The 24,293-nt window shown below is 37.3% G+C and carries 20 protein-coding genes; 9 read left to right on the forward strand and 11 right to left on the reverse strand.

Features of this window, described 5'->3' with window-relative positions; genetic code table 11:
* Positions 1-84: 84 nt before the first annotated feature.
* Together hrcA and grpE are read left to right on the forward strand one after the other, a co-directional pair.
* Positions 85-1,155 (forward strand): heat-inducible transcriptional repressor HrcA, encoded by a 1,071-nt coding sequence (gene hrcA, locus AC6ER9_RS04260; protein ID WP_497075136.1) that lies wholly within the window; start codon positions 85-87, stop codon positions 1,153-1,155.
* 126 nt (positions 1,156-1,281) lie between these two features.
* Positions 1,282-1,950, forward strand: a complete 669-nt coding sequence (grpE, locus tag AC6ER9_RS04265) for a nucleotide exchange factor GrpE (RefSeq protein ID WP_497075137.1) — start codon at positions 1,282-1,284, stop codon at positions 1,948-1,950.
* A gap of 89 nt (positions 1,951-2,039) precedes the next feature.
* Here the strand turns inward: grpE and thpR are convergent, their stop codons facing one another.
* From thpR to AC6ER9_RS04295, 6 genes are all read right to left on the reverse strand, one after another.
* Positions 2,040-2,579, reverse strand: a complete 540-nt coding sequence (gene thpR, locus AC6ER9_RS04270) for an RNA 2',3'-cyclic phosphodiesterase (protein ID WP_497075138.1) — start codon at positions 2,577-2,579, stop codon at positions 2,040-2,042.
* A gap of 619 nt (positions 2,580-3,198) precedes the next feature.
* Entirely contained in the window at positions 3,199-3,495 is a 297-nt protein-coding gene (locus AC6ER9_RS04275; protein WP_497075139.1) for an HPr family phosphocarrier protein, read from the reverse strand.
* 16 nt (positions 3,496-3,511) lie between these two features.
* Positions 3,512-3,910: a PTS sugar transporter subunit IIA gene (locus AC6ER9_RS04280; protein ID WP_497075140.1), complete on the reverse strand. Its 399-nt coding sequence runs from the start codon at positions 3,908-3,910 to the stop codon at positions 3,512-3,514.
* A 135-nt stretch (positions 3,911-4,045) separates the two neighbouring features.
* Positions 4,046-4,510 carry an HPr kinase/phosphatase C-terminal domain-containing protein gene (locus AC6ER9_RS04285; protein ID WP_497075141.1) on the reverse strand — a complete coding sequence of 155 codons (465 nt, stop codon included), beginning with the start codon at positions 4,508-4,510 and terminating at the stop codon, positions 4,046-4,048.
* Between the two features lie 23 nt (positions 4,511-4,533).
* On the reverse strand, positions 4,534-6,318 hold the full coding sequence (locus AC6ER9_RS04290) for a sensor histidine kinase (protein ID WP_497075142.1): 1,785 nt from the start codon (positions 6,316-6,318) through the stop codon (positions 4,534-4,536).
* Between the two features lie 39 nt (positions 6,319-6,357).
* On the reverse strand, positions 6,358-7,080 hold the full coding sequence (locus AC6ER9_RS04295) for a response regulator transcription factor (protein ID WP_497075143.1): 723 nt from the start codon (positions 7,078-7,080) through the stop codon (positions 6,358-6,360).
* Between the two features lie 387 nt (positions 7,081-7,467).
* On the opposite strand from AC6ER9_RS04295, the gene lysM reads away from it, so the two are divergent.
* The gene (lysM, locus tag AC6ER9_RS04300) at positions 7,468-7,923 is read left to right on the forward strand and encodes a peptidoglycan-binding protein LysM (protein ID WP_497075144.1); all 456 of its coding nucleotides are present in this window, start codon (positions 7,468-7,470) and stop codon (positions 7,921-7,923) included.
* Positions 7,924-8,031: 108 nt separating this feature from the next.
* Here the strand turns inward: lysM and AC6ER9_RS04305 are convergent, their stop codons facing one another.
* Positions 8,032-8,586 (reverse strand): copper chaperone PCu(A)C, encoded by a 555-nt coding sequence (locus tag AC6ER9_RS04305; RefSeq protein ID WP_497075145.1) that lies wholly within the window; start codon positions 8,584-8,586, stop codon positions 8,032-8,034.
* Between the two features lie 983 nt (positions 8,587-9,569).
* On the opposite strand from AC6ER9_RS04305, the gene dnaK reads away from it, so the two are divergent.
* The 5 genes from dnaK (at position 9,570) to lepA (ending at position 19,596) form a co-directional block, all read left to right on the forward strand.
* A complete protein-coding gene (gene dnaK, locus AC6ER9_RS04310; RefSeq protein WP_497075146.1) occupies positions 9,570-11,462 on the forward strand; it encodes a molecular chaperone DnaK in 1,893 nt (630 codons plus the stop codon).
* A 158-nt stretch (positions 11,463-11,620) separates the two neighbouring features.
* Positions 11,621-12,763 carry a molecular chaperone DnaJ gene (dnaJ, locus tag AC6ER9_RS04315; protein WP_497075273.1) on the forward strand — a complete coding sequence of 381 codons (1,143 nt, stop codon included), beginning with the start codon at positions 11,621-11,623 and terminating at the stop codon, positions 12,761-12,763.
* Positions 12,764-14,471: 1,708 nt separating this feature from the next.
* A complete protein-coding gene (gene argB / locus AC6ER9_RS04320; RefSeq protein ID WP_497075147.1) occupies positions 14,472-15,377 on the forward strand; it encodes an acetylglutamate kinase in 906 nt (301 codons plus the stop codon).
* 32 nt (positions 15,378-15,409) lie between these two features.
* The gene (locus tag AC6ER9_RS04325; RefSeq protein ID WP_497075148.1) at positions 15,410-16,324 is read left to right on the forward strand and encodes a DMT family transporter; all 915 of its coding nucleotides are present in this window, start codon (positions 15,410-15,412) and stop codon (positions 16,322-16,324) included.
* Between the two features lie 1,466 nt (positions 16,325-17,790).
* Complete coding sequence (gene lepA, locus AC6ER9_RS04330) at positions 17,791-19,596, forward strand: translation elongation factor 4 (protein ID WP_497075149.1); 1,806 nt, start codon at positions 17,791-17,793, stop codon at positions 19,594-19,596.
* Between the two features lie 565 nt (positions 19,597-20,161).
* Here lepA and dapD read toward each other — a convergent pair.
* Positions 20,162-21,010: a 2,3,4,5-tetrahydropyridine-2,6-dicarboxylate N-succinyltransferase gene (dapD, locus tag AC6ER9_RS04335; RefSeq protein ID WP_497075150.1), complete on the reverse strand. Its 849-nt coding sequence runs from the start codon at positions 21,008-21,010 to the stop codon at positions 20,162-20,164.
* A 106-nt stretch (positions 21,011-21,116) separates the two neighbouring features.
* Here dapD and AC6ER9_RS04340 point away from each other — a divergent pair, with 106 nt between their 5' ends.
* Positions 21,117-21,980: an LOG family protein gene (locus AC6ER9_RS04340; RefSeq protein WP_497075151.1), complete on the forward strand. Its 864-nt coding sequence runs from the start codon at positions 21,117-21,119 to the stop codon at positions 21,978-21,980.
* A gap of 33 nt (positions 21,981-22,013) precedes the next feature.
* On the opposite strand, the gene truA is transcribed toward AC6ER9_RS04340, so the two are convergent.
* From truA to def, 3 genes are read right to left on the reverse strand one after another with little or no spacing between them, the layout of a single operon-like run.
* Positions 22,014-22,757, reverse strand: a complete 744-nt coding sequence (gene truA / locus AC6ER9_RS04345; RefSeq protein WP_497075152.1) for a tRNA pseudouridine(38-40) synthase TruA — start codon at positions 22,755-22,757, stop codon at positions 22,014-22,016.
* A 1-nt stretch (position 22,758) separates the two neighbouring features.
* The gene (gene fmt / locus AC6ER9_RS04350) at positions 22,759-23,688 is read right to left on the reverse strand and encodes a methionyl-tRNA formyltransferase (protein ID WP_497075153.1); all 930 of its coding nucleotides are present in this window, start codon (positions 23,686-23,688) and stop codon (positions 22,759-22,761) included.
* Complete coding sequence (gene def, locus AC6ER9_RS04355) at positions 23,688-24,218, reverse strand: peptide deformylase (protein WP_497075154.1); 531 nt, start codon at positions 24,216-24,218, stop codon at positions 23,688-23,690. Before def ends, fmt begins: the two co-directional genes overlap by 1 nt.
* Between the last annotated feature and the right edge of the window lie 75 nt (positions 24,219-24,293).

Consider the following 24,293-nt stretch of genomic DNA (forward strand, 5'->3'; position numbering starts at 1 on the left):
TTATACTACTTTAGACTATTTGACCAAAGCTTGGCAAAAATTATATAAGAGAAGAGTGTTTTTAAAAGTAGTGAAACAATTGTGATGAAGCACAAACCTATTGATAATGAATTTAAATATCTTGATGAACGTTCGCGTGATATTTTTCGCCATATTGTTGAAGCCTATCTTAATGATGGTGAACCTGTAGGGTCACGCAATCTTTCGCGACTTTTGCAACAAACACTGTCCCCTGCAACGATTCGCAATGTGATGAGTGATCTTGAACATCTTGGTTTGATTTATGCACCGCATGTTTCTGCGGGGCGGATGCCTACACAATCGGGTTTACGCTTTTTTGTTGATGCATTTATGGAGGCGGGTGATTTGCCAAACGAGGAGCGGGAAAATATTGAAATGCAAGTCAAAGAGGCAGGTCATGCGCAATCGGTTGAACATTTTCTTGTTCAAGCAAGCCGAGTTCTTTCAGATCTCTCCCGTGGGGCAGGACTTGTGCTTGCAACAAAACAAGAAGGAACATTGAAACATATTGAATTTGTGCGCCTTGATAGGGAGCATGCTCTTGCTGTTTTAGTAACTCAACAAGGTGAAGTTGAAAATCGGATTGTTCATTTGCCAGAAGGAGTAACGCATGCACAATTGACAGAAGCAACGAATTTTCTCAATGCGCATATTCAAGGACGTACATTGAATGAAGCTAAAGGGGAAATTGCTCGTTTATGTGCAGAGACACAAGCTGCACTTGATGATTTATCGCATCATCTTGTTGAAACAGGATTAGCTCTTTGGGGAGGAGAAGGGGCGGATCATAAAATACACCTCATTGTTCGTGGACGCAGTAATTTACTTGAAGATATGAAAGCAGAAGAAGATTTAGAACGATTACGCCATTTATTCGATGATCTTGAAACACGTGAGAGTATGGCACAACTTCTCGATTTAACGGATGCGGGTTCAGGGGTACGAATTTTTATTGGTTCAGAAAATAAATTATTTTCACTTTCTGGTTCTTCTTTAGTCGTAGCACCTTATCGTGATTCACAACAAAGAGTCATTGGTGCTTTAGGCGTTATTGGTCCTACACGACTTAATTATGCAAGGATTGTTCCCATGGTTGATTATACAGCTCAGCTTGTGTCACAGTTATTACGTTAAAATGATGCAGTTTAAGTATTTGTACTATAAAAGCTCATTATATTAATATACATCAATACCCCTTGATTTTTGTCTGTAAAATTTCGATATCGAAAATAACAAATCTTATGAAGGAATAGAATTTTTATGTCTGATGAAAAAAACAAATTTACTGACGCTTCATTTGAAAATTGTGATTTAAAAAATCCAGCTGATCGTAATACACTTAAACAAGCAGCGGATGAGCTTTTAAAAACACATAAAACAGAAGCACATGAAGACGTTGAAGAAGAAAGTAATGAGATTGATCCTTTAGCATCTTTGCAGAATGAAAATAAAGAGCTGAAAGATCAGCTTTTACGTCTTGCAGCAGATATGGAAAATCTTCGACGTCGCACAGCGCGTGATGTAGCAGATGCGAGGGCTTATTCCATTGCTAATTTTGCACGGGATATGTTATCTGTTTCTGACAATCTCAATCGTGCTTTGGAAGCAATTCCAGAAGGTGCACGGGAAAGTGATGCTGGTTTGAAATCATTGGCAGAAGGTGTTGAAATGACTGAACGTGCCATGATGGCAGCCTTAGAACGTCATGGGGTACAGAAAATTCATCCAGATGGGCAAAAATTTGATCCTCACTTTCATCAAGCGATGTTTGAAATTCCTAATGCCGATGTCCCCGATAACACTGTTCAACAAGTGGTTCAGGCTGGTTATATTATAGGAGAAAGGGTTTTGCGTCCAGCTATAGTAGGTGTGGCCAAAGGAGGAACAAAAGAAGCTGCTGTTGAAACTGATTCGGCTTCACATCAATAATCAGACTCCAATGTAAAATGCAGCATTCTCCGCAATTTTGCATGTATGGGGTCTTTTTTCAAAGATAAAAGGGTGTTACAAACACCCTTTTATCTTTGAAGTGGCCAGTTTCCTTTTACAAGATACCTAGCATCGCTTGAAGGAGATGGCGATGAAAATAAAACAAAGTGATCGACCTCAAAAGGAGAAAATGATAAATTTTTTCGAAAGAGCAGATAAGGAACAAGGTCTTCAGGTTTGGTATCGCGCAGCCGCGCAAGGGTAATATGTGGAATAAATTGCCTTTCATCAGGCGTTAAACCTAAATGACTGCGAATACATTGCATCTTTTCGTGTAAAAGGTTGAGAGCCTCACAAGGTTTAATGCGAATAACAAGAGAGGGGGAAGCGTTTTCTGAACCAAAAATATCAAAACCTTCTATTTGTAACATAAAAAGAGGGAGCTTTATTGTGTCAAAGGCGTATATAAGGGCATCTGCTGTCGAACTTTCAACTTCACCGAAAAAAGACAAAGTGACGTGAAAATTTTGCGGATTAACCCACCGTGTATTTGGTAAGCCATTTTGCAACGCTATCAGTTGTTGTGTTGTTTGTTGAGGAACCTGAAGAGCACTAAATAGACGACCCATAATATTATCTCCTTATAATAACAAGATGCTATCCCAAGTGCAATGACGGATAAATTGAAAGTGAAGAATGCCACAGAAGATAAGGCAATAGTGTAAAAAAAGAATGTCTAAAAAATGCTTACCATTATTATGAACGCACAAAGCTCATTCTTTAAGAAGATGGTTGTGATATCGATAAGAATTGCATTTTCATGATATGCATCACAATGATGGGTAGTTGAAAATTATTTATGTATTGTGAAAAGCTATAAAGTTAATAGAAAATAAGAAAGTTGATTGATTTCTGATTTGTGAAATTATCTTGATATTTCTTTTATTTAAAAGCAAAAATAGTCAATACAAGTAAGAATCCTCGTTTTTGTAAAGATCTAAATCATACGCTTAAGTTGAGTAACAGTCGTAATACGCAAAAACAATCTAAATTGACTAAATAATGTTAGGAAAGAAAGCAAAAAATTCTGCATAATTTAATTATGATAAGCTGTTACATTCATAAAATTGCACCAATCTACAGTTGATATGAATATTAAAATAAAAATGGAAAAAGCAATTAAAATTCAAAATAATTATGGAAGGTTCTTATTCTCTAAGGATTATTATTTTTTTATGGTGAGAGGCACTAGTTTTCTTCTCCAAAATTGTTATTGATGAGCTTTTCAAGAGCATTAAGAGCATCTGTTGCTTCTGGTCCCCAAACACGAACGGTGAGGTTGCAACCGGACGAAGCTGCGAGCATCATAAGCCCCATAATGGATGAACCACCAACGATTTTTCCATCCTTTTCAACTTCAACAGTGACATTAAAATTGTCAACAGTTTGTACAAATTTTGCAGAAGCCCTTGCATGCAATCCACGTTTATTACAGATATTGAAATGACGGCTTATTTGAGAGGGTAGGGTATCTTTGGAAAGCATCAGTATTTATCATCCGCTATAAAGTCATACTTGGTACACTAATATATTTACGCCCTGCTTCTTGTGCTATTCTTAATGCGTCTGATAATGAGATATCAGGACATTTCCGAATCGAAATCAATTTAATAAGCATGGGCAAATTAACTCCTGCAATCATTTCAACACGTCCTTTTTCAATAGCAGGAATAGCTATATTTGATGGTGTTCCACCGAACACATCTGTTAATATAATGACGCCATGATCTGTATTTGTATCGGTTACTGCGGCTATAATATCACCTCGGCGTTGTTCTATATCGTCATCAGGATAAACGCATATTGTTGCGAACTTTTCTTGTGTTCCAACAACATGTTCCACGGCATGTAAAAATTCGACAGCCAGCTCACCGTGCGTTACAAGCACGAGTCCAATCATTTACGCAAACTCCTGTTAACTCATAAGATCCAACCATATTGGTGGGAAAGATATTGTACAAGGCTTTACCTTGCTGCCAAGAAAAATTTGCAAAAAAAAGGCAAAAACTGTGATTTTTTTATCTTTAGAAAAAAATTAGACAGTTTTGCGCCATATTTTTCTAAATAAAAATGCTTCAATAGCTTGACAAATGGCTGTACAATCGGCTTCACGAAGAGAGGGAAGTTTTAAAAGAGGAATGTGCAAATCTTCAAATTGAAAAGTTTTATTTGTGGAAAAACGTTCATATTCAGGACCGATAGAAGCAACACAATCGATGATTGTATTTCGTTGAAATTCTATCGTATAAAGACCAACACCACGAATCTCGATTCCGCCTTCTAAGTTATCAGGGGTGTGTCCGTGAAGTTTTCCATTTTCTGTGCGCAGTATTGTATAATCATCACTGATAAGTTTTGCGTCACGTTTTGACCATTCAGCGCGGTCGAGCAGAGAAAGAGTGATGGTTGATTTCCCTGATCCCGATGGACCTATAATTAACAGCCCCTTTCCTCCCAGTTGCAGGCAATTTGCGTGGAGTATTTTACATTTTGTTTTCATGTCTTTTACTTTAGATAAAAGATTTATTTCACAAGGGGAAGCATAATAATAAAACGTGCACCAGTTTTACATTTTCCAAGTTTTGGATCAATAATATTTTCGGCTGTAATTATTCCATTATGGGCCTCGATGATCTGCCGACTAATAGAAAGACCTAGTCCAGAATTTTGTCCAAAAGCATCTTCGTTTGGTCGATCAGTATAGAAACGTTCAAAAATGCGTTCAATATTTTCTGAACGAATGCCAGGGCCATTGTCTTCAATAGTTAAAATAAGAGTTGAAGCATGACTTTTCATAGTGATGCAAATTTCACCACGATTATGGGGAATAAAGGAACGAGCATTTTCAAGAAGATTTGAAATAACTTGTCCCAAACGGAGTTCATGTCCCAACACAAGATAAGCTTTTCCATAAGGACGTGGGATAATATTAAGGCTTACTTCAATGGTTTGCGTATTACGGTATACTTCTTGAACAGCATGCACAAGACTTTCCAAAAGAGGTGTCATATCAACGATCTCTGCGGTTTCTCGTGCAAGCTCTGCATCGAGCCGCGATGCATCAGAAATATCCGTAATCAACCGATCAAGACGGCGCACATCATGTTGAATAATTTCAAGCAATTTTTCTTGTGCTTCTTCACTTTTAGCGAGAGGGAGGGTTTCAACAGCACTGCGTAAAGAGGTGAGGGGATTTTTTAATTCGTGGCTTACATCAGCAGCAAAGCGTTCAATGGCTTCAATACGCATATAAAGGGCATTGGTCATGTCACGAATAGAGGTTGAGAGATGACCAATTTCATCTTCACGCATTGAAAAATCAGGAATTTCTATACGACGATTATTGCCATTACGTACTCGGTTAGCAGAAGCAGATAATTTGCTTAATGGATGGGCAATCGTATGGGCTAAAAAGAGCGAAAGAACTAAAAGTACGCTGCCTACAACGGCAAAAACTTTAAATATAACCAGTCTTTCCCCCTTTACAATGTTATCAATATCGGAGCCAGTGGTTGAAAGAAGAAGGGCGCCAACCACTGCACGATAGCGTTGAACAGGAACGGCAACAGACACAGTGAGTTGGCCTTGTCTGTTGCGTCTTTTTTCCGTAGCAATAGATCCGTTTAATGCTCGGTATACTTCTGGATAAGCAATGCCACTGGTTTTTGTTTGTTCTCTGTCAAGAGCAATATCTTTATCATAAAATGTCTTTGAATACCATGAAGTCAGGCGCTCCCACATGTTTTGTTCTGTTTTCAGTGGGGGTAAATCATAGCTAAAAACTTCTCCACTAGAATAAAGAACACGCGAATCAAGAAGTAAAGTAGCATCACGATCATAAATACGTGCTCTTGTCGTGTTAGGTGTGATGAGACGTCGTAAAAGAGGGGCAATTTGTTCAGAGTTAATGGGGAAATCCCAAGAGTCGGTTGATTGGGGGGTGGGTGTAATGCTTTCACCGGTTTGTAACTCTAAGAGTTTTTGGGGGTCAATAAGGATAGAATTTGTATCTACTGTTGCAGAAGCAGCAATAGCTCCCGCAATAATTTTTCCTTGGGTACATAAACTTTCAATTTTTGCTTCAATTAAACCATCGCGAAATTGGTTAAGGTATAAAATGCCTGTAACTAGAACGGCAAGGGCAGCAATGTTTAATATAACAATGCGGCGTGTAAGACTGGAAAAAAGCAATTGTCTAAAGAGACGCTGTATTTGAAGATACAAACGAGCACACATAAGAAATGGTATTGAGGGTATACCGTTTGTGGCTGTCTTTTTTAGAGTTTTCAGTCGAAAATTGTCTGTCATTGATTTGATTGCCGTTCAAACTTTTGCGACAAAGCAGCTTTACACCTCGTGAAAACGATAACCTACACCATAAAGTGTTTCAATCATTGCAAAATCATTATCCACTTGTTTGAATTTTTTACGCAGACGTTTAATGTGGCTATCAATGGTGCGATCATCCACGTAGACCTGATCACTATAAGCAGCATCCATTAAAGCATCACGACTTTTTACAACTCCTGGCCTTTGTGCTAAGGTTTGTAGAATCAAAAACTCCGTAACAGTTAAGATAACAGGCTTATCTTTCCATGTACAGGTGTGACGTTCTTGATCCATGACAAGATCTCCACGTTTGAGAGAAGAGGTGGAAGAAGTTCCTGTAGCAAGCGGTTGGTTACGTGCATTAGAACGACGCAAAATAGCTTTCACACGTTCAATGAGAAGACGTTGAGAGAAAGGTTTCGTAATAAAATCATCAGCTCCCATTTTGAGACCAAATAACTCATCAATTTCATCATCTTTAGAGGTGAGGAAAATAACTGGAAGATCAGATTTTTGACGCAAACGACGCAAAAGTTCCATCCCATCCATTCGGGGCATTTTAATATCAAAAATAGCTAAGTGTGGGGGATGAAGTGTGAGACCTTTGAGTGCAGATGCTCCATCTGTATAGCTTTCAACCCGATATCCTTCTGTCTCAAGCGCAAAAGATAGAGATGTCAAAATATTGCGATCATCATCAACAAGTACAATCGTTTGCGTGATTGTTGGTGTATCTTTCATGGTTTCTTAGACCTTTCTATTGCTGTGGTAGCACATTACCCACACCTACTTTATATGGGAGTTCACATTTTTTTTGCAAAACAAATATGATACAAATTGCAGTAAAGTAAAAACCCTTTTGGCATTCCTGTAAAATCTTGTTTTGCTTTCATAATTTATAATGTTTTTACGTCTATTAAGATCCCTTTGTTTGAGAGAAAATTTGCATAAAGGCTTTTTTTATCAAAATTTATTGCAAAGTTTATTATTATATTTGTCTCATAATTGAACAGGTTTAGTTTTGATGATTGAAGTTTAGAAAATCCGCCTATGTGTTTTAAGAGCAAAGACAAGAATGTGGCAATATATGCACAAAAATTTGTTTCTGCTACATGAAAGGAGGTAATAATGGGACTTTTTAATTTTATTAAAACTGTAGGGGAAAAATTAAGTATTGGAGACCGTGGACCAAAAGAAAAAGACTTGAAGGCTGCATTTGATCATTTTCAACTCGGTACAGAGAAAGTCAATATTCAAGTTGAAGACGGTAAAGCTATTTTAAGCGGTGAGGTTCCAGATAGTGAAACACTTGAAAAAGCACTTTTGGTTGTTGGCAATTCACAAGGTATTTCTTCTGTGGATGTTGAGCAATTAAAGGTTATCGATAGGACGCCTAAAAAAACGTCTCGTTTTTATGAGGTTAAATCTGGTGACAATCTTTGGAAAATTGCTGAAGAGATTTATGGAAAAGGGCAAGGTGATAAAAACACATTTATTTTTGAAGCCAATAAACCAATGTTAAAATCTCCTGATAAAATTTATCCTGGACAAGTTTTGCGTATTCCTGAAATTGAACATCTTTAAAGCATCAAAGAGAATAAATTTTTACTGATGGCATTAAACAAAATAAAGAAACGTAAAAAGTCTTACGCTTCTTTATTTTACAAAATGTGTGTTTATAATAAAAAGAGCTTAGTGAGTATGAGTGGTTTTAGAAGGTGATGTCGTTTTCATAGCGTTTACAGAGAAATCAACATTAATGGTTCCTGCTTTTTCAAATGTCAATTTTGCGCTAATTTTATCACCTCGCTTGAATGGTTTTGAAAGTCCCGTAAACATAATATGATTGCCGCCAGGCTTAAGCGTGATTTCGCCATTTCCAGGAATTTCAACGCCATTGTGCATCTTTTCCATTTTCATAATATCATTAACAACAGCCATAGAGTGGATCTCTGTTGTTTTTACGCCGTTTGTGGAAATAGCAACCAAACGGTCTGGGGTATCACTGTGATTAATAATGTAGAGATAACCGCTACCAACTTTCGCACCTCTAGGTGTTTCCCGTGTCCAAGGGTTGAGAATTTCTATATCGCCAAGTTTATATTGTTGAGCTTCCGCTGGCAGAGTTATAGCAGCAAAAAGAAGAGCACATAAGATATTTATGATAACCTTTTTACATGGACATTGTGCATGTATTGTATTTTTAAAACTGAGATTTTTTATTTTTTTAATAATAGATGTCATCATTATTCACCCTCCTTTATAAAATTCATACTTTTTTTATTTTAGCAGAGTTTTTATTTAAAATAAAAGAAAGAATTATGAAAATAAAATTGATTTTAATCTAAGAATATAAATCATAGAGTTATTGGATTTTGACGGAAGAAAATAAGGTTTATAACACAAAAAAGTCTTTCAATATTTCCGTTTTAATTTCAATCGTATTTGTCAACGGTATAGAATCTATGGTGCATCACTATTTTACTTAATAAAGATATAAGACAGAACAATCATACACTTGATCAACTCTTAAACATAATGGCAGCTTTTTGTATTTTTAAATTTCAGAATTATATAGTTAATAGGCAAGTTTTTTCGATGAGTTAGTTTAAAGTACAGTTTCAAATGGCAATGAATAATGAGGCTATTAGAAGGAAAATTGTTGAGAGAAGATCGATAGATAGTACCTTTACGAATACGAGCATTAAGAAAAGCACCGTTTAACACTATGAGAGAGTCTTAAAAAAATAGCTTCATAAGACATGACGGCGGCCTTAATCTATGAAAATTTATCATATTTTTGATATGAATTATACACCTTTAAGCAATATTTTAAAAAAGGTTTTACGTGAATATTCCTTATTAATTATGAGAGATCAAGCATGCGTGGGCGATTACTCTTTGTCATTTTTTATAGACAGATATATTCGTTGAGAATTGCACGAAAAAGATATTATAATGCCAACTCTTTCATAAATCATGGTATTTATGAGTCATTAGGGCGACTATTTTAAAAGAAATTTTTTATTTTGGAGATGTTTCTCTCATTGTTCTCTTGTAGCAATAAAAGCCTGTTCTTATATACGAGGCAGCAAGGCTTGTTGCGACTTGCGGTTTATGATTATTTTTTATGTTGCTTGAAGCAAGATACGGGCTTTAAGTTTTATGAGGAGCTATCTTAAAAGATGCTTTATGAAGGTTGAGGTAGCTTGCTGAATGGAGATTATAATATGGCAAAAGTAATTGGTATTGATTTGGGGACAACGAACTCTTGTGTGGCTGTTATGGATGGCAAAAACGCAAAGGTTATTGAAAACTCAGAAGGAGCGCGAACAACACCTTCCGTTGTTGCCTTTACTGATGGGGGAGAGCGACTTGTTGGACAGCCTGCTAAACGTCAGGCAGTAACAAATCCTGAAGGGACAGTTTTTGCAGTGAAACGCTTGATAGGGCGTCGTTTTGATGACCCTATGGTTGAAAAAGATAAAGCACTCGTGCCTTATAAAATCGTTAAAGGTGACAATGGCGATGCATGGGTCGAAGAAGCGGGTAAGAAATATTCTCCATCGCAAATTTCAGCGATGATTTTGCAAAAAATGAAGGAAACAGCTGAATCTTATCTTGGTGAAAAAGTTGAGCAAGCCGTTATTACGGTTCCTGCTTATTTTAATGATGCACAACGTCAAGCAACTAAAGATGCGGGTAAAATTGCTGGTCTTGAAGTTTTACGGATTATTAATGAGCCGACAGCTGCTGCATTAGCGTATGGTTTGGATAAAAAAGACGGAAAAACGATTGCTGTTTACGACCTTGGTGGTGGTACATTTGATATTTCAGTCCTTGAAATTGGAGATGGTGTCTTTGAAGTTAAATCAACCAATGGAGATACATTCTTAGGGGGTGAAGATTTCGACATGCGCCTCGTTGGGTATTTTACCGATGAATTTAAAAAAGATCAAGGAATTGATCTGAAGAATGATAAACTTGCTTTACAGCGCTTAAAAGAAGCGGCAGAAAAAGCAAAGATTGAGCTTTCTTCATCACAGCAAACAGAAATTAATTTACCATTTATCACGGCAGATCAATCAGGTCCCAAGCACTTAACAATGAAATTGACACGGGCAAAATTTGAATCTCTCGTTTATGATTTAGTGCAACGTACCATCGAGCCTTGTAAAGCTGCGTTGAAAGATGCTGGATTAAAGGCTGGTGAGATTGACGAGGTTGTTTTAGTGGGTGGTATGACACGGATGCCCAAGATTCAGCAAGTTGTGCAGAGCTTCTTTGGCAAGGATCCACACAAAGGCGTTAATCCTGATGAAGTGGTTGCAATGGGTGCTGCCATCCAAGGGGGCGTCTTACAAGGTGATGTCAAAGACGTGTTGCTGTTAGATGTGACACCGTTATCCTTGGGAATTGAAACATTGGGAGGCGTTTTCACACGTCTCATTGAGCGTAATACCACTATCCCGACGAAAAAATCGCAAGTTTTTTCAACAGCTGATGATAACCAGAGTGCTGTAACGATCCGTGTTTTCCAAGGTGAGCGGGAAATGGCGAGTGATAATAAGTTATTGGCTCAATTTGATCTTGTTGGGATTCCCCCAGCACCGCGTGGGATACCTCAAATTGAAGTTACTTTTGATATTGATGCGAATGGTATTGTTAATGTTTCGGCTAAAGACAAGGGAACGGGTAAAGAGCATCAAATTCGTATTCAGGCATCAGGTGGTTTAAGTGATGCTGATATTGAAAAAATGGTACAGGATGCAGAAGAGCATGCTGCTGAAGATAAAAAACGCCGCGAAGGTGTTGAAGCTAGAAATCAAGCGGAAACACTTATTCATTCAACTGAAAAGTCACTTAATGAATATGGTGATAAAGTATCAGCTGAAGAAAAGGGACAGATTGAAACAGCAATATCTGATTTGAAATCTGCGCTTGAAGGCAGTGATACGGAAGAAGTAACAACAAAAATGCAAAAATTAGCTGAAGTCAGTATGAAGCTTGGGCAGGCTATGTATGAAGCTTCACAAGCAGCGAGCGCTGAAACTGAAACAGAGACAAAGAATGATGATGTTGTCGATGCTGATTTTGAAGAAGTTAATGATAAGAAGAAATAGTATCAGTATATGTCTTGATTAATTTATAAACCCAGCCTTTGAAATATAAGGCTGGGCTTTATTATTTGAGAAAAGTTGCAACTTTGTTGCTAAAAATATAAATTAAAAGCAATGTGATCCATAAAGATGGATGACAGAAAAATTATCAGGAATACATGATGAAGGTTGACTATTATGAAGTTCTTGGCGTAACTCGCGAATGTGATGATAAAAAATTAAAGTCTGCTTTTCGTAAGTTGGCAATGCAATATCATCCTGATCGCAACGCTGGGGATAAAGAGGCAGAGCGAAAATTCAAAGAAATTGGTGAAGCCTATGAAGTTCTGAAAGATCCTCAAAAGCGTGCTGCTTATGATCGGTTTGGTCATGCGGCCTTTGAAAATGGCGGTGGTCAAGGGGGAGCCAATCCCTTTAGCGGTTTTGCTGCTGGTGGTGGATTTGCTGATATTTTTGAAGACTTTTTTGGTGAGATGATGGGAGGTGCACACCGTAAGCGTGGCGATGGTCGTGAACGTGGTGCAGATCTAAGTTATAATATGGAAGTGACCTTAGAAGAGGCATTTTCAGGAAAAACGGCAGAAATTAATATTCCCAGTTCCGTCACGTGCGATGTTTGTGAAGGCTCTGGATCGAGAAAAGGCTCTAGTCCGAAAGTTTGTGGAACATGTCATGGATCTGGTCGTGTACGTGCTGCACAAGGTTTCTTTTCTATTGAGCGAACATGTCCTTCATGTCATGGACGTGGGGAAACGATTACGGATCCATGCCCCAAATGTCAGGGGACACGACGCATAGAGAAAAAACGTTCATTGAGCGTCAATATTCCTGCTGGTATTGAAGATGGAACGCGTATTCGTCTTTCTGGTGAGGGGGATGCTGGTGTTCGTGGTGGTCCCAGTGGTGATCTTTATATTTTTCTTTCCGTTAAACCGCATGAATTTTTTCAGCGAGAAGGAGCAGATCTGCACTGTCGCGTTCCTATTTCAATGGTAACAGCGGCTTTAGGAGGAGAGTTTGAAGTTTCCGACCTTGATGGTGTTAAAGCACGTGTTAAGATTCCAGAAGGGACACAAAACGGACGCCAATTCCGCCTTAAGGGCAAAGGCATGCCCATGTTGCGTCGTCAGCAAGCAAGAGGTGACCTCTATATTCATATCACAATTGAGACACCGCAGAAACTTACGCAAGAGCAACGTGAATTGTTGCAAAAATTTGAAAAGCTCTCAAATCATGAGAATTCACCGCAGTCCCATGGTTTTTTTTCTCGTATGAAAGAATTTTTTGAAAATATTTCTGGTTAAAATATGTGAGTTGTTCCAAAAACGAACGATAAAACGCATTTGGAAGCTTATTTTTATTAAACTTTCTATTGTCTCATCATCTTTGAAAAAAATTCTTTTGGCTGGAAAAGAAAAGAGAGAAACGATTAATTTAGGGTAAGTTTCTAGCGCTGATCGTTTTTTTTACATTTTACAAGTTTTATGGATAAGTCTTATTTTTGAGTGTCTATGACATTTTAAAAAGGACTTATCCGTATAAGAATGCAATTGAGTAACTGATAATATTTCCACTGTTATAATAACTGTCTGATGCATGAAGAGTTTTTTTACGCAAAATTCCTTTTTAAAAGCCTTATAAAAAAGGCAGCTTCTGACCAAGCAATACAGCTGTTGGAAATCTATGATTTTCAAATAAGATAACCTCTTATGATCATTATGATCAATTTTATAGCTGATATTTTGTATAGTTTGAGTCAATGCTTTCCTTAAAATACAGGATGTTTTATTAGAATATCTTTGATATTTCTTATCGCAGCTCTTGATGGTTATCATTGCTTTTTAGATTGCGGATTTTGCTTTGTATTTTTGATGTCATAAAATATTTTTATCTAGATAATAAAAAATAACATAATCAAAGAGTTATTCTATTTTTAAAGAAATTATGAAATGAGATAATGCGTGTTGAACGCTAACGAAAATAAGAACAAAATATGTCTTGCGGTACTTGATGCCTCTCTTTTGGGGGCAACAGATTTGGTTGAATTCACCTCGTTGAATTTATTAGCACAATAAAAATAGCACGATATGCTGAAAAAACAGTATGATATATCGTTGAAGTTGATTAGTGATATGGAAAGAAAAGGAGACGAAGTGAAGCTTTACATAAAATAATATAACTAAAATACATATTAAAAATATTGCAAATTCTAAAAGCTATTCAATAAGTTAAGCATGTATTTCTATGCGGAAAAAACTTCAAGAATTAGATTATAAACATGAGAAATTGTATAAAACCTTACAAAAATATCAATCGAAATAATTCGCAATAAATTTACAAAATATGATAATATTCTCTTAACAAGATGTTATAGAATAAGATGTTATAGAGGCATTTTGCCTCTTTTATTGTTTCTTGTATGGATTAATGTTGTTAGATTAAGACAGTAATTGATAAACTATAAGGAGCGGATTTTACTTGTGTTGTAAAGTTTTAGTAAACTGCTTTAGAATCCTTTTTAAGAACTACTTATATAGATAGGCCATAGAGGCTTTTTTATTCGAATTTCTACATAATTTTAATGATTATGAAGACAGTTAACATAAAGTAATCATTGTATAATTTTATGGATTTTGTCTAGAAGATTGCTCTGATAAGGTGACAGTGCGAAGCTTTGCTCCTTCTTATTGTGGTGATAGGTTATTCATTTTTATCTTACAAAATCAATGGTTGTATATATTCTTATTCATTGTTAAGTATCCTTGAGGTTAAATTAATAAGTTGAATGTACGGCTTAGTTTTAAAATTGTGCTGTTTAATTTTATACATAAGATCATCAAATAAGAGCATTTTTTGTGCTTATTTTTTCTCCGTTAATTCTTTTTCATAAATTAAAAGAAAATTGACGATCTTCAGGGGGATGGATAGAGTAAAGCTTTGTTTTATTGTTTTCACTTTTCCTAAATTTCACTAAGAGATAATAAAGTAAAAAGTGATGAGGAGACTCTGTTAATGGATGATACTAAAAATGATGCTGTAGATGTTTTAGAAAAACAAGCAGCATTTTTATCGTCTGCTTTACCTTATATGCAAAAATATGAAAATGAAACAGTCGTTGTAAAGTATGGCGGTCATGCAATGGGTGATCTTGCCTTGGGGCGGGCCTTTGCACGTGATATTGCTCTATTAAAGCAATCGGGGATTAATCCTGTTGTTGTTCATGGGGGTGGGCCGCAGATTGCTGAAATTTTAATGAAAATGGGGATTGAATCACGATTTGAAAACGGTTTACGGGTAACCGATGAGCGGATCGTTGAAGTGGTTGAAATGGTTTTAGCCGGTTCCATCAATAAGGAAATTGTTGCTCTCATCAATGCGGAAGGTGAATGGGCAATCGGATTGTGTGGCAAGGATGGAAATATGGTTTTTGCTGAAAAGGCTTATAGAACTGTTATGGATCCTGATTCGCATATTGAACGTGTTTTAGATTTAGGATTTGTTGGTGAACCAGTTGAAGTTGATCGTACATTGTTGGATCTTTTAGCCAGTTCTGAAATGATACCAGTTCTTGCTCCTGTGGCTCCAGGACGCGATGGTAAAACCTATAATATTAATGCTGATATTTTTGCTGGGGCTATTGCTGGTGCATTAGAGGCCAAACGTCTTTTATTTCTCACGGATGTTCCTGGTGTTTTGGATAAACAGGGTAAACTTTTAAAAGAATTAACAGTTTCTGAAGCTGAGAAACTTATTAAAAATGGAACAATTTCAGGGGGCATGATTCCAAAAGTAGAGACTTGTGTAAAAGCCCTCCAAAATGGTGTGGAAGGTGTTGTCATTTTAAATGGAAAAACGCCTCATTCTGTTTTACTAGAATTATTTGCCGAGCAGGGAGTAGGAACGCTTATTGTTTCATAAATTGTGCGTAAAATTGGAGGAGAAGGTCTTTCATGACAAATATAAAACAGTTTAAATATCCTTTATTAAGCAAGCCAGAATTGGCCATATTTGCTGCGACAATATTATGGGGCATTACATTTTTAGTCATTCACATTGCGGTACGCTATAGCGGTCCTCTGTTTTTTGTTGGATTTCGTTTTATTGTTGCATCTCTGATATGTGGGGCAATTTTTTGGCGCTCTATAAAAGGTGTAACTGTTTATGAAGTTTTTGCTGGAATGGCAATTGGTTTAGCTATGTTTTTTGGTTATGCTCTTCAAGCGGCTGGTCTTCAAACGATTATTAGTAGTCAATCAGCTTTTATTACAGCACTTTATGTTCCGATGGTTCCAATCTTGCAATGGATTGTTTTTAAAAAACCTCCCCGTTTTGCTTGTTGGGCTGGTATTGTTTTTTCTTTTATTGGGCTTGTACTTGTTTCAGGCCAGAAGCCGGGAAGTTTTGATTTTTCAAAAGGAGAAATTTTGACTTTGTTAGGGGCTTTAGCAATTGCTGGAGAAGTCATACTTATCGGTATTTTTGCCAACAAGGTTGATAGTCGACGTGTAACGATTATCCAGTTATTTTTTAGTGGTTTTTTTTCATTTGCTTGCATGCCTTTAATGGGTGAAAGTATTCCTGAATTTTCTTGGATATGGTTTAGTATTGGTATCGGATTGGCATTAATGAGTGCCATCATTCAATTGGCTATGAACTGGGCACAAAAATCTATTTCCCCTACGCGTGCAACGCTTATTTATGCAGGTGAACCGGTATGGGCTGGTATCGTTGGGCGTTTAGCTGGAGAGCGTTTATCCCCCCTAGCTTTATTGGGTGGCCTACTTATTCTGATTGGGATCATTGTTGCTGAATTACAACCTTCACAATGGCGTAAAAAAAATAAAGCAATTGAAAAAATTGATTAGCTATACCTCTTTTCTATTATCATTTTATTGCATAGAATTTTTGCTTATAGAGCTTTCATTTTTGAGTCTTTTTAAAATACAGAGATGATTCAAGAGTTCTATAAGCTGTTTTTTCTTTTGGTATACCGAATAGGAGCAAGAGTGTTTATTGGTTTGCCTAATCTCTAAAATAGGAAATCAGTCTTCATTGAACCAAAGCATGAAGAGGTAAAAACAAAAAGCAGTCCTCATCTTTACTGTTATTTTTAAGTTGATCTTTACAACATTCAAAAATACCCAAGGTAGGTATCTTTAAATAATGAAACCTACGCACTATTGTACATTATACCTTTTATCCTTGTAATGGGATTATACTTTGCACGTAAATGTTTTAAAGAAATCTTTTATAACATTATATATTGCTGCACTTTTTTATAAAAAATACATTTCTCAATCTGTGTCATATTCATCGACGATTTCCGCAAATTATATGATGATCTCTGCAAGCTATATAATGTAAAAGCTTTTGTGAACTATACAAAAATCACGGAGTATCTTAAATAAAAGGCAGCATCATTTTCTTTATCAGTTGCCAACATTACAACAGCCCTTGGCACCTGAAAAAGGATGAAGCGTTTGATGTATTTCTTAAACGATTTTATCTGCCCATTAGTTCTAATTGTTCATGGGAAAGTAAAAAAATTGATTGATTATAAAAAGATTTAAGATGAAAGAGGCTCATAATATTCAGAGTTTTTCATTTAAATTACCAAACAATAAATACTTATTATAAATTAATGTCTTATCCAATGAATTGAGGACCAGCAATATTTTTTAGCTTTAATGGAACAAGGAAGGGATTGTATAAAAATTAAAACGATCACTCAATAGAATCTATTTCTAAAGCTTTAAATGGTGGAGAACAAAACTATCCCTTCCGATATGCGTTTGTTTTATATAAAATTGCTAAAAAACAGATTATTGCGTACAAATAAAAAAGCACTTCTTGCGAAAGTTATCAAAAATTTAAGGGATAATACGTTCACCTTATATTCATACAACATATTAATTTATAATGATAATATAGCGTTATTGACATTAAATGAGAACTCTAAATACCATAAGACGCTCTCATTGCAAATTTCTCTTATATTAAATCAATCCAAATCACTTGCTTGCACGTCATAAGTAGGGTGAGCCATGTGATTAAAACTGTACAAAGAAAGCATGCTTCCTATAAATTCTTTCAAGTTTCAAGGATCGTCACAACATTGGGGGTATGCCCAAGTGTGTGATGGTGCGGGGTTATCAAACCTGTGAGTGATCAAACAAGATATTAAAAGATCATTTTAGTTTTCTTGGTATTTAATTTAGTAAACAAAAGCCTTATTTTAAGAAGCTTTTTTGGTTGATATTCTTTTGAAAGGTTCTCGATAAGACATAATTGGTCTTTGCGTTTTGTATTATTCTTTGCTAAATCGCCTTATATGACAATAGATCGTAATTATATTCGTAATTTTTCCATCGTGGCGCATATTGATCACGGCAAATCCACTTTAGCTGATCGTTTGATTCAAATGACAGGGGGGCTTGATACACGTGAGATGAAGGAACAAGTGCTTGATTCTATGGATATTGAGCGTGAACGTGGAATTACTATTAAAGCACAAACAGTGCGTTTACACTATAAAGCAAAGGATGGAGAGACCTATATTTTAAATCTTATGGATACACCTGGTCATGTGGATTTTTCTTATGAGGTTTCGCGTTCATTAGCCGCGTGTGAAGGCTCTCTTTTGGTGGTGGATGCAAGCCAAGGTGTAGAGGCACAGACATTGGCAAATGTTTATCAAGCCATTGATAATTCTCATGAATTAGTTGTTGTGCTCAATAAAGTAGATCTTCCAGCAGCAGAACCTGAGCGTGTAAAAGAACAAATTGAAGATGTAATAGGCATTGATACATCTGGGGCTGTGGAAATATCAGCAAAAACAGGTTTGGGTATTCCTGATGTTTTGGAGGCAATTGTAACACAATTGCCGCCTCCGCGTACAGGCGATGTTGCAAATCCCTTAAAGGCAATGTTGGTTGATAGCTGGTATGATGCCTATCTTGGCGTCATTGTGTTGGTACGGGTGATTGATGGTGTATTAAAAAAAGGTCAAATCATTCGTATGATGGGTACAGGGGCAAAATATCCTGTTGAGCGTGTTGGGGTATTTACACCTAAAATGATACAAGTTGATGAATTAGGTCCAGGCGAGATTGGTTTTATCACTGCTTCTATCAAAGAGGTTGCCGATACCCGTGTTGGGGATACCATTACAGAAGAGCGTCGTCCTTGTGAAAATGCTTTACCTGGTTTTAAGCCTGCGCAACCAGTTGTCTTTTGTGGACTTTTTCCAATTGATGCTGCCGATTTTGATGATTTGCGTGCAGCCATGGGCAAATTACGCTTAAATGATGCGAGTTTTTCTTTTGAAATGGAAACATCAGCGGCCTTGGGGTTTGGTTTTCGGTGTGGTTTTTTAGGACTTCTGCATCTTGAAATTATTCAAGAGCGGTTAGAGCGTGAGTTTAATTTAGATTTAATCGCGACAGCACCCTCGGTTGTTTATCGCATGAATATGAACGATGGTTCTATCAAGGAACTCCATAATCCAGCAGATATGCCTGATGTGGTTAAAATTTCTTCTATCGAGGAACCGTGGATCCAAGCGACAATCATGACTCCTGATAATTATCTTGGATCAATCTTAGAGCTGTGCCAAGAGCGGCGTGGGATACAGGTTGGTTTATCCTATGTTGGAACACGTGCTATGGTGACGTATGATTTACCACTCAATGAAGTTGTTTTTGATTTTTATGATCGCTTAAAATCGATCTCAAAAGGGTATGCTTCTTTTGATTATCAGATGAAAGATTATGCAGAGGGGGATTTAGTTAAAATGTCTATTTTGGTGAATGGAGAGCCTATTGACGCATTGTCAATGCTTGTGCACCGCACGATTGCGGAAAAGCGTGGGCGTTCAATGTGCGAAAAATTGAAAGATCTTATTCCTCAACATATGTTTCAGATTCCAATTCAAGCAGCTATTGGTGGTAAAGTTATCGCGCGCGAAACAATTCGTGCTTTGCGTAAAGATGTAACAGCAAAATGTTACGGGGGCGATGTAACACGTAAGCGCAAACTTTTGGAAAAGCAAAAAGAAGGCAAAAAGCGAATGCGCCAATTTGGAAAGGTAGAAATTCCTCAGTCGGCGTTTATTCAAGCGCTCAAAATGAATAAGTAATAAAGAAATGCGTCCACTGATGTCGCTTTTTGCATTTATCTTTTTGGCTTAGGTTTTTAAAGGGTTCTTTTTAATGGAAATTGCGCAGTACTCGTATTTTGGTTATCGTTTTTTTCATTGTATCTCGTTGCTTACGTAAAACAGAATATTTTAAAAATACATTTGCGTTATATATTAGCGCATTTATTTTAAAGAAATATCTCTCAATGCACCTGATCTCATTTTACAGTAGGACCATGAAGATATAACGGTAAAGACCTCCGTGAACGACCTAAAACCACTTGTGGCATTATCATCTTTACCTGTCATAAAGTTCATAGTGCTGTCATCATACTTTTTACACGTTCAAAATGTTATGAGTGCTCTTAGTGTTTGAGAGAGTGTATTGAAGACATTTTACTTTTTTATTAAGAGGTATCTTACCCAAAAACTCCTTACGCTTGTGATGCGCAAGGAGATGAAAACGATTGATTGAATATAAAAGGATTTGAAGTGAGAAAATCCTTGTATTTTAGGATGTTTTTTAAGTCTAAAACAATTGAATTATTATAAAACAATATGGTATTTAATCACGTAAAAGATCATTAATGGATGTTTTCTCTCTTGTTTTTTGATCAACGCGTTTTACGATAACAGCACAGTAAAGATTGGGGCCTGCCTCACCATTTGGGAGTGGTTTTCCAGGAAGAGATCCCGCTACAACAACTGAATAAGCTGGTACTTCACCGATAAAAATTTCTCCTGTTGTTCGATCAATAATTTTTGTAGATTTTCCAATAAAGACTCCCATTCCTAAAACAGCACCTTCACGAATAATACAGCCTTCAACAACTTCAGAGCGAGCGCCGATAAAGCAATGATCTTCAATGATTGTTGGATTTGCTTGCAGGGGTTCCAAAACGCCTCCAATACCAACACCACCAGAAAGATGAACATGTTTACCAATTTGTGCACAAGAACCAACAGTGGCCCATGTATCAACCATTGTCCCCTCATCGACAAAAGCACCAAGATTTACAAAGGAAGGCATGAGTATAACGTTGGGTGCAATATAGGCAGAATGGCGTACAATAGCTCCTGGGACAGAACGGAAAGCAGCGTTTTTAAAATCTTTCTCTTGCCAACCAGAAAATTTCGAAGGAACTTTATCCCACCAATGTGTTCCATTGATTCCACCAGCAATAATTTGCATTGGGTTTAGCCGAAAAGAAAGCAAAACAGCTTTTTTCAACCATTGATGAACATGCCATTGTCCATTTTTTTGCCGTTCTGCAACACGAATTTCACCTTTATCAAGGAGGTTTAATGTGTGTTCGACACTCTCACGGATTTCACCTTTTGTGATAGTATCGATAGAATCGCGATCATCAAATGCTTTTTCGATAATGAGTTCAAGTTGTGTGAGATGGGTCATGATGAGAGTTCCGTTAAATAAGTTGAAAGCTTCAATATTTATTCTCTATGAATTAGGCAAAGAAATGTTTTCAGTCAATAAAATGGTAAGAAAGTAGGACATGTGTATGAAAAAAGGCTGTAAGGAAAAAAGAAAAGAAGAACAAGAAGATTGGACACCACTTCTTCATACGAAGGAAGCGCTACAACAGACCCATAAAGGCTCTAATTCAGCACAAATGCGTTCATCGACTTATCGTTTAGCTTATATCGATCAAGATTTTATGATGCGTCCAGAGCTGCGTTCACAACGTATTGGTCTTGAATTTTTAAAGCCGGAAATAACCCTTAAAGAATATAATATTCAATCAACCGTTGTTTTATTTGGTGGTGCACGTATTCCCGAACCTGGGCAAGCAGCGTGGGCTGCAAAAAATGAAACACAGAAGAAAAACTTGCGTGCTATGTCACATTATTACGATGAAGCAAGAGAATTTGCGCGTTTGTGTTCTCTATATTCGGAAAAAACAGAATATCGTGAATTTGTCGTTGTTACGGGGGGTGGACCAGGGATCATGGAGGCAGGAAATCGTGGTGCCTGTGATGTTGGGGCCCCAACGATTGGTTTAAATATTATTTTACCACATGAGCAAGCACCTAATTCTTATGTGTCTCCGCATTTGTGTTTTAATTTTCACTATTTGGGGATGCGTAAAATGCATTTTTTAGTACGAGCAAAGGCATTAGCAATTTTTCCTGGAGGATTTGGAACTCTGGATGAGTTGTTTGAGACGTTAACTTTAATACAAACAAGACGTATGAAACAGGTACCCATTTTATTGTTTGGCAAAGAGTTTTGGAGCAATGTTATCAATTTTGAATATTTAGCTTCGCAAGGTACAATTTCTCCTACGGATGTTAATTTGGTAAAATTTGTCGATACAGCAACAGAAGCTTTCAAAGAAATTTGTTCTTTTTATAAAATTTCTTAATGGCTTTTTGAAAAAGTTATTTTTGTGAGACAGTTAATACTCTACCTTAGTCAAATAAAGCCCTGAAGGAGGAGCAACAACACCACAACGTTTACGATCTTTAGCATGAAGAGCTGCTTCAAGATCTTGAGCTGTCCAACGTCCAATACCCACTTCCATGAGGCTTCCTGCAAAGGAACGGATTTGATGATGAAGAAAAGAGCGGGCCTGCGCATAAAGGAAAATTTCTTCTCCTTCTCTTTTTACATCGAGGCGTTCAAGAGTGCGAATAGGGCTTTTGGCTTGGCAATGTGCTGAACGGAAAGTTGTAAAATCATGGTGTCCGACAAGTTTTTGAGCTGCTTCATGCATGCTTTCAGCATTAAGGGGTTTTGGCAACCACCACACACGTTTGGCATTTAAGGCTGGTGGAGAGCGACGATTGAGAATTTTAAAAAGATAATGGCGTTTGATAGCGGAAAATCGTGCATCAAAATCATCAGGGACATTTTCTACATTTAAGATTGAAATCGCTTCCCCCTGTTGACGTAAAAGAGCATTGAGTGCATCCCGTACAGTATGGGGAGGCCAGTTTTTTATGAAATCAACATGGGCCACTTGTCCCGTAGCATGCACTCCTGCATCTGTTCGACCTGCTGTTGTTATGGTTAATTGTTGTCCACTAAAGCGAAAGATAGCCTGTTCAAGAGTCCCTTGTATGGTTGGAAGGCTTGCTTGACGCTGCCAGCCAGCGTAATTTGATCCATCATATTCAAGAGTAAGTTTAAACCGTGGCATATCAAAAAACAGCAGAAATATGAGCGCCTCGCAAAAAAGTTGCGCTCTCAAGGACTTTACCCCCAGATCTTTGTAGATGGGTTATTTCAAGACGCCCTTGTCCACAATGGACAATCAAAGAACCTGGTTCTATTCGACCAATTTCAAGAGAAGGACCTGTGATTAGACGACTTCCAAGAATTTTTACCCGTTCTTCTTGTCCAGTGATATTCATGTTACACCAGCAACCAGGAAAGGGAGAGAGTGCGCGAATATATCGATGAACAAATTCAGCAGATTTTGTCCAATCAATGCGGGTTTCTTCCTTTTTGATTTTGGCAGCATAGGAGATGCCTTCTTCTGGTTGGGGGATAAGTTTAAGTTGTCCTTTTTCCAGAGTTGATAGAGTTTCTATCATAAGTTTTGCAGCAATATGTGAAAGTTGTTTTGAAAGTTCAGCAGTGGTGGTGTGATCAGTAATAGGGAGTGAGCGTGAGAGGGCAATAGGCCCTGTATCAAGCCCTTCATCCATTTTCATAATCATCATCCCCGTTTCTTTATCCCCAGCCATAATGGCACGCTGAATAGGCGCAGCACCACGCCACCGTGGTAAAAGCGAAGCATGGGCATTAAAACAACCAAAACGGGGTGTTTCGAGAATAGCTTTAGGCAACAGGAGTCCATAGGCAACGACAACAGCAGCATCAACACAAAGTGCTGCAAATTGAGCTTGCTGTTCAGCTGTTTTGAGTGTTTGAGGTGTGAATACGGGAATAGATCTTTCTTCTGCTGCATTTTGAACAGGTGAGGGGATGAGTTTAAGACCGCGACGTCCTGCTGGACGAGGGGGTTGACTATAAACGGCGACAACATCATGCCCAGCATCTAACAAAGCATGTAAAATGGGAACAGAAAAATCCGGTGTTCCCATAAAACTTAATCGTAATGCCATTACAAAACTGTTTCCTGCGTATTTTTTTCTTTTGCGCGTTTTTTAAATTTTCGGATGACCATATCACGTTTGATTTTTGAAATATAATCAATAAAAAGGCGTCCATTTAAATGATCAATTTCATGTTGCAAGCAAGTGGCTAAGAGATCATCTGCTTCAATTTCTGTTTGTTTTCCTTCACGGTTTTGATAGCGAACACAAAGGCGTTTAGGGCGTTCAACTTCTGCAAAATAGTTAGGAATAGAAAGACACCCCTCCTTATGAACATTACGTTCCTCTGAAAGCCATAAAATTTCAGGATTGATAATGACAAGCGGATTTTTTGGCGCATCATTTGGAGAGACATCTATAACCAGCATGCGCAGGGGTATGCCAATTTGAATAGCAGCAAGACCAACGCCGTTGGAATGATACATAGTCTCTAGCATGTCATCAGCAAGCTTTTGGAGAGCTGTATCAACCTGCTCGACAGGTTTTGACACTTCTCGTAAAATCGGATCTGGTAAAATAACTAAAGATCTCATTGACATGAAGAATAGATTAATCAATGCGTGTGTATTGGTCAATATTGAATAACGGATTCTGGCGCTTTTTTAAGATAAGCG

This window comes from Bartonella sp. SL317 (genome assembly GCF_059687655.1).

Bases quoted from the DNA above. Each gene is read 5' to 3' on its own strand.
- hrcA (WP_497075136.1), top strand. From the start codon at position 85: ATGAAGCACAAACCTATTGATAATGAATTTAAATATCTTGATGAACGT.
- grpE (WP_497075137.1), top strand. From the start codon at position 1,282: ATGTCTGATGAAAAAAACAAATTTACTGACGCTTCATTTGAAAATTGT.
- thpR (WP_497075138.1), bottom strand. From the start codon at position 2,579: ATGGGTCGTCTATTTAGTGCTCTTCAGGTTCCTCAACAAACAACACAA.
- AC6ER9_RS04275 (WP_497075139.1), bottom strand. From the start codon at position 3,495: ATGCTTTCCAAAGATACCCTACCCTCTCAAATAAGCCGTCATTTCAAT.
- AC6ER9_RS04280 (WP_497075140.1), bottom strand. From the start codon at position 3,910: ATGATTGGACTCGTGCTTGTAACGCACGGTGAGCTGGCTGTCGAATTT.
- AC6ER9_RS04285 (WP_497075141.1), bottom strand. From the start codon at position 4,510: ATGAAAACAAAATGTAAAATACTCCACGCAAATTGCCTGCAACTGGGA.
- AC6ER9_RS04290 (WP_497075142.1), bottom strand. From the start codon at position 6,318: ATGACAGACAATTTTCGACTGAAAACTCTAAAAAAGACAGCCACAAAC.
- AC6ER9_RS04295 (WP_497075143.1), bottom strand. From the start codon at position 7,080: ATGAAAGATACACCAACAATCACGCAAACGATTGTACTTGTTGATGAT.
- lysM (WP_497075144.1), top strand. From the start codon at position 7,468: ATGGGACTTTTTAATTTTATTAAAACTGTAGGGGAAAAATTAAGTATT.
- AC6ER9_RS04305 (WP_497075145.1), bottom strand. From the start codon at position 8,586: ATGATGACATCTATTATTAAAAAAATAAAAAATCTCAGTTTTAAAAAT.
- dnaK (WP_497075146.1), top strand. From the start codon at position 9,570: ATGGCAAAAGTAATTGGTATTGATTTGGGGACAACGAACTCTTGTGTG.
- dnaJ (WP_497075273.1), top strand. From the start codon at position 11,621: ATGAAGGTTGACTATTATGAAGTTCTTGGCGTAACTCGCGAATGTGAT.
- argB (WP_497075147.1), top strand. From the start codon at position 14,472: ATGGATGATACTAAAAATGATGCTGTAGATGTTTTAGAAAAACAAGCA.
- AC6ER9_RS04325 (WP_497075148.1), top strand. From the start codon at position 15,410: ATGACAAATATAAAACAGTTTAAATATCCTTTATTAAGCAAGCCAGAA.
- lepA (WP_497075149.1), top strand. From the start codon at position 17,791: ATGACAATAGATCGTAATTATATTCGTAATTTTTCCATCGTGGCGCAT.
- dapD (WP_497075150.1), bottom strand. From the start codon at position 21,010: ATGACCCATCTCACACAACTTGAACTCATTATCGAAAAAGCATTTGAT.
- AC6ER9_RS04340 (WP_497075151.1), top strand. From the start codon at position 21,117: ATGAAAAAAGGCTGTAAGGAAAAAAGAAAAGAAGAACAAGAAGATTGG.
- truA (WP_497075152.1), bottom strand. From the start codon at position 22,757: ATGCCACGGTTTAAACTTACTCTTGAATATGATGGATCAAATTACGCT.
- fmt (WP_497075153.1), bottom strand. From the start codon at position 23,688: ATGGCATTACGATTAAGTTTTATGGGAACACCGGATTTTTCTGTTCCC.
- def (WP_497075154.1), bottom strand. From the start codon at position 24,218: ATGTCAATGAGATCTTTAGTTATTTTACCAGATCCGATTTTACGAGAA.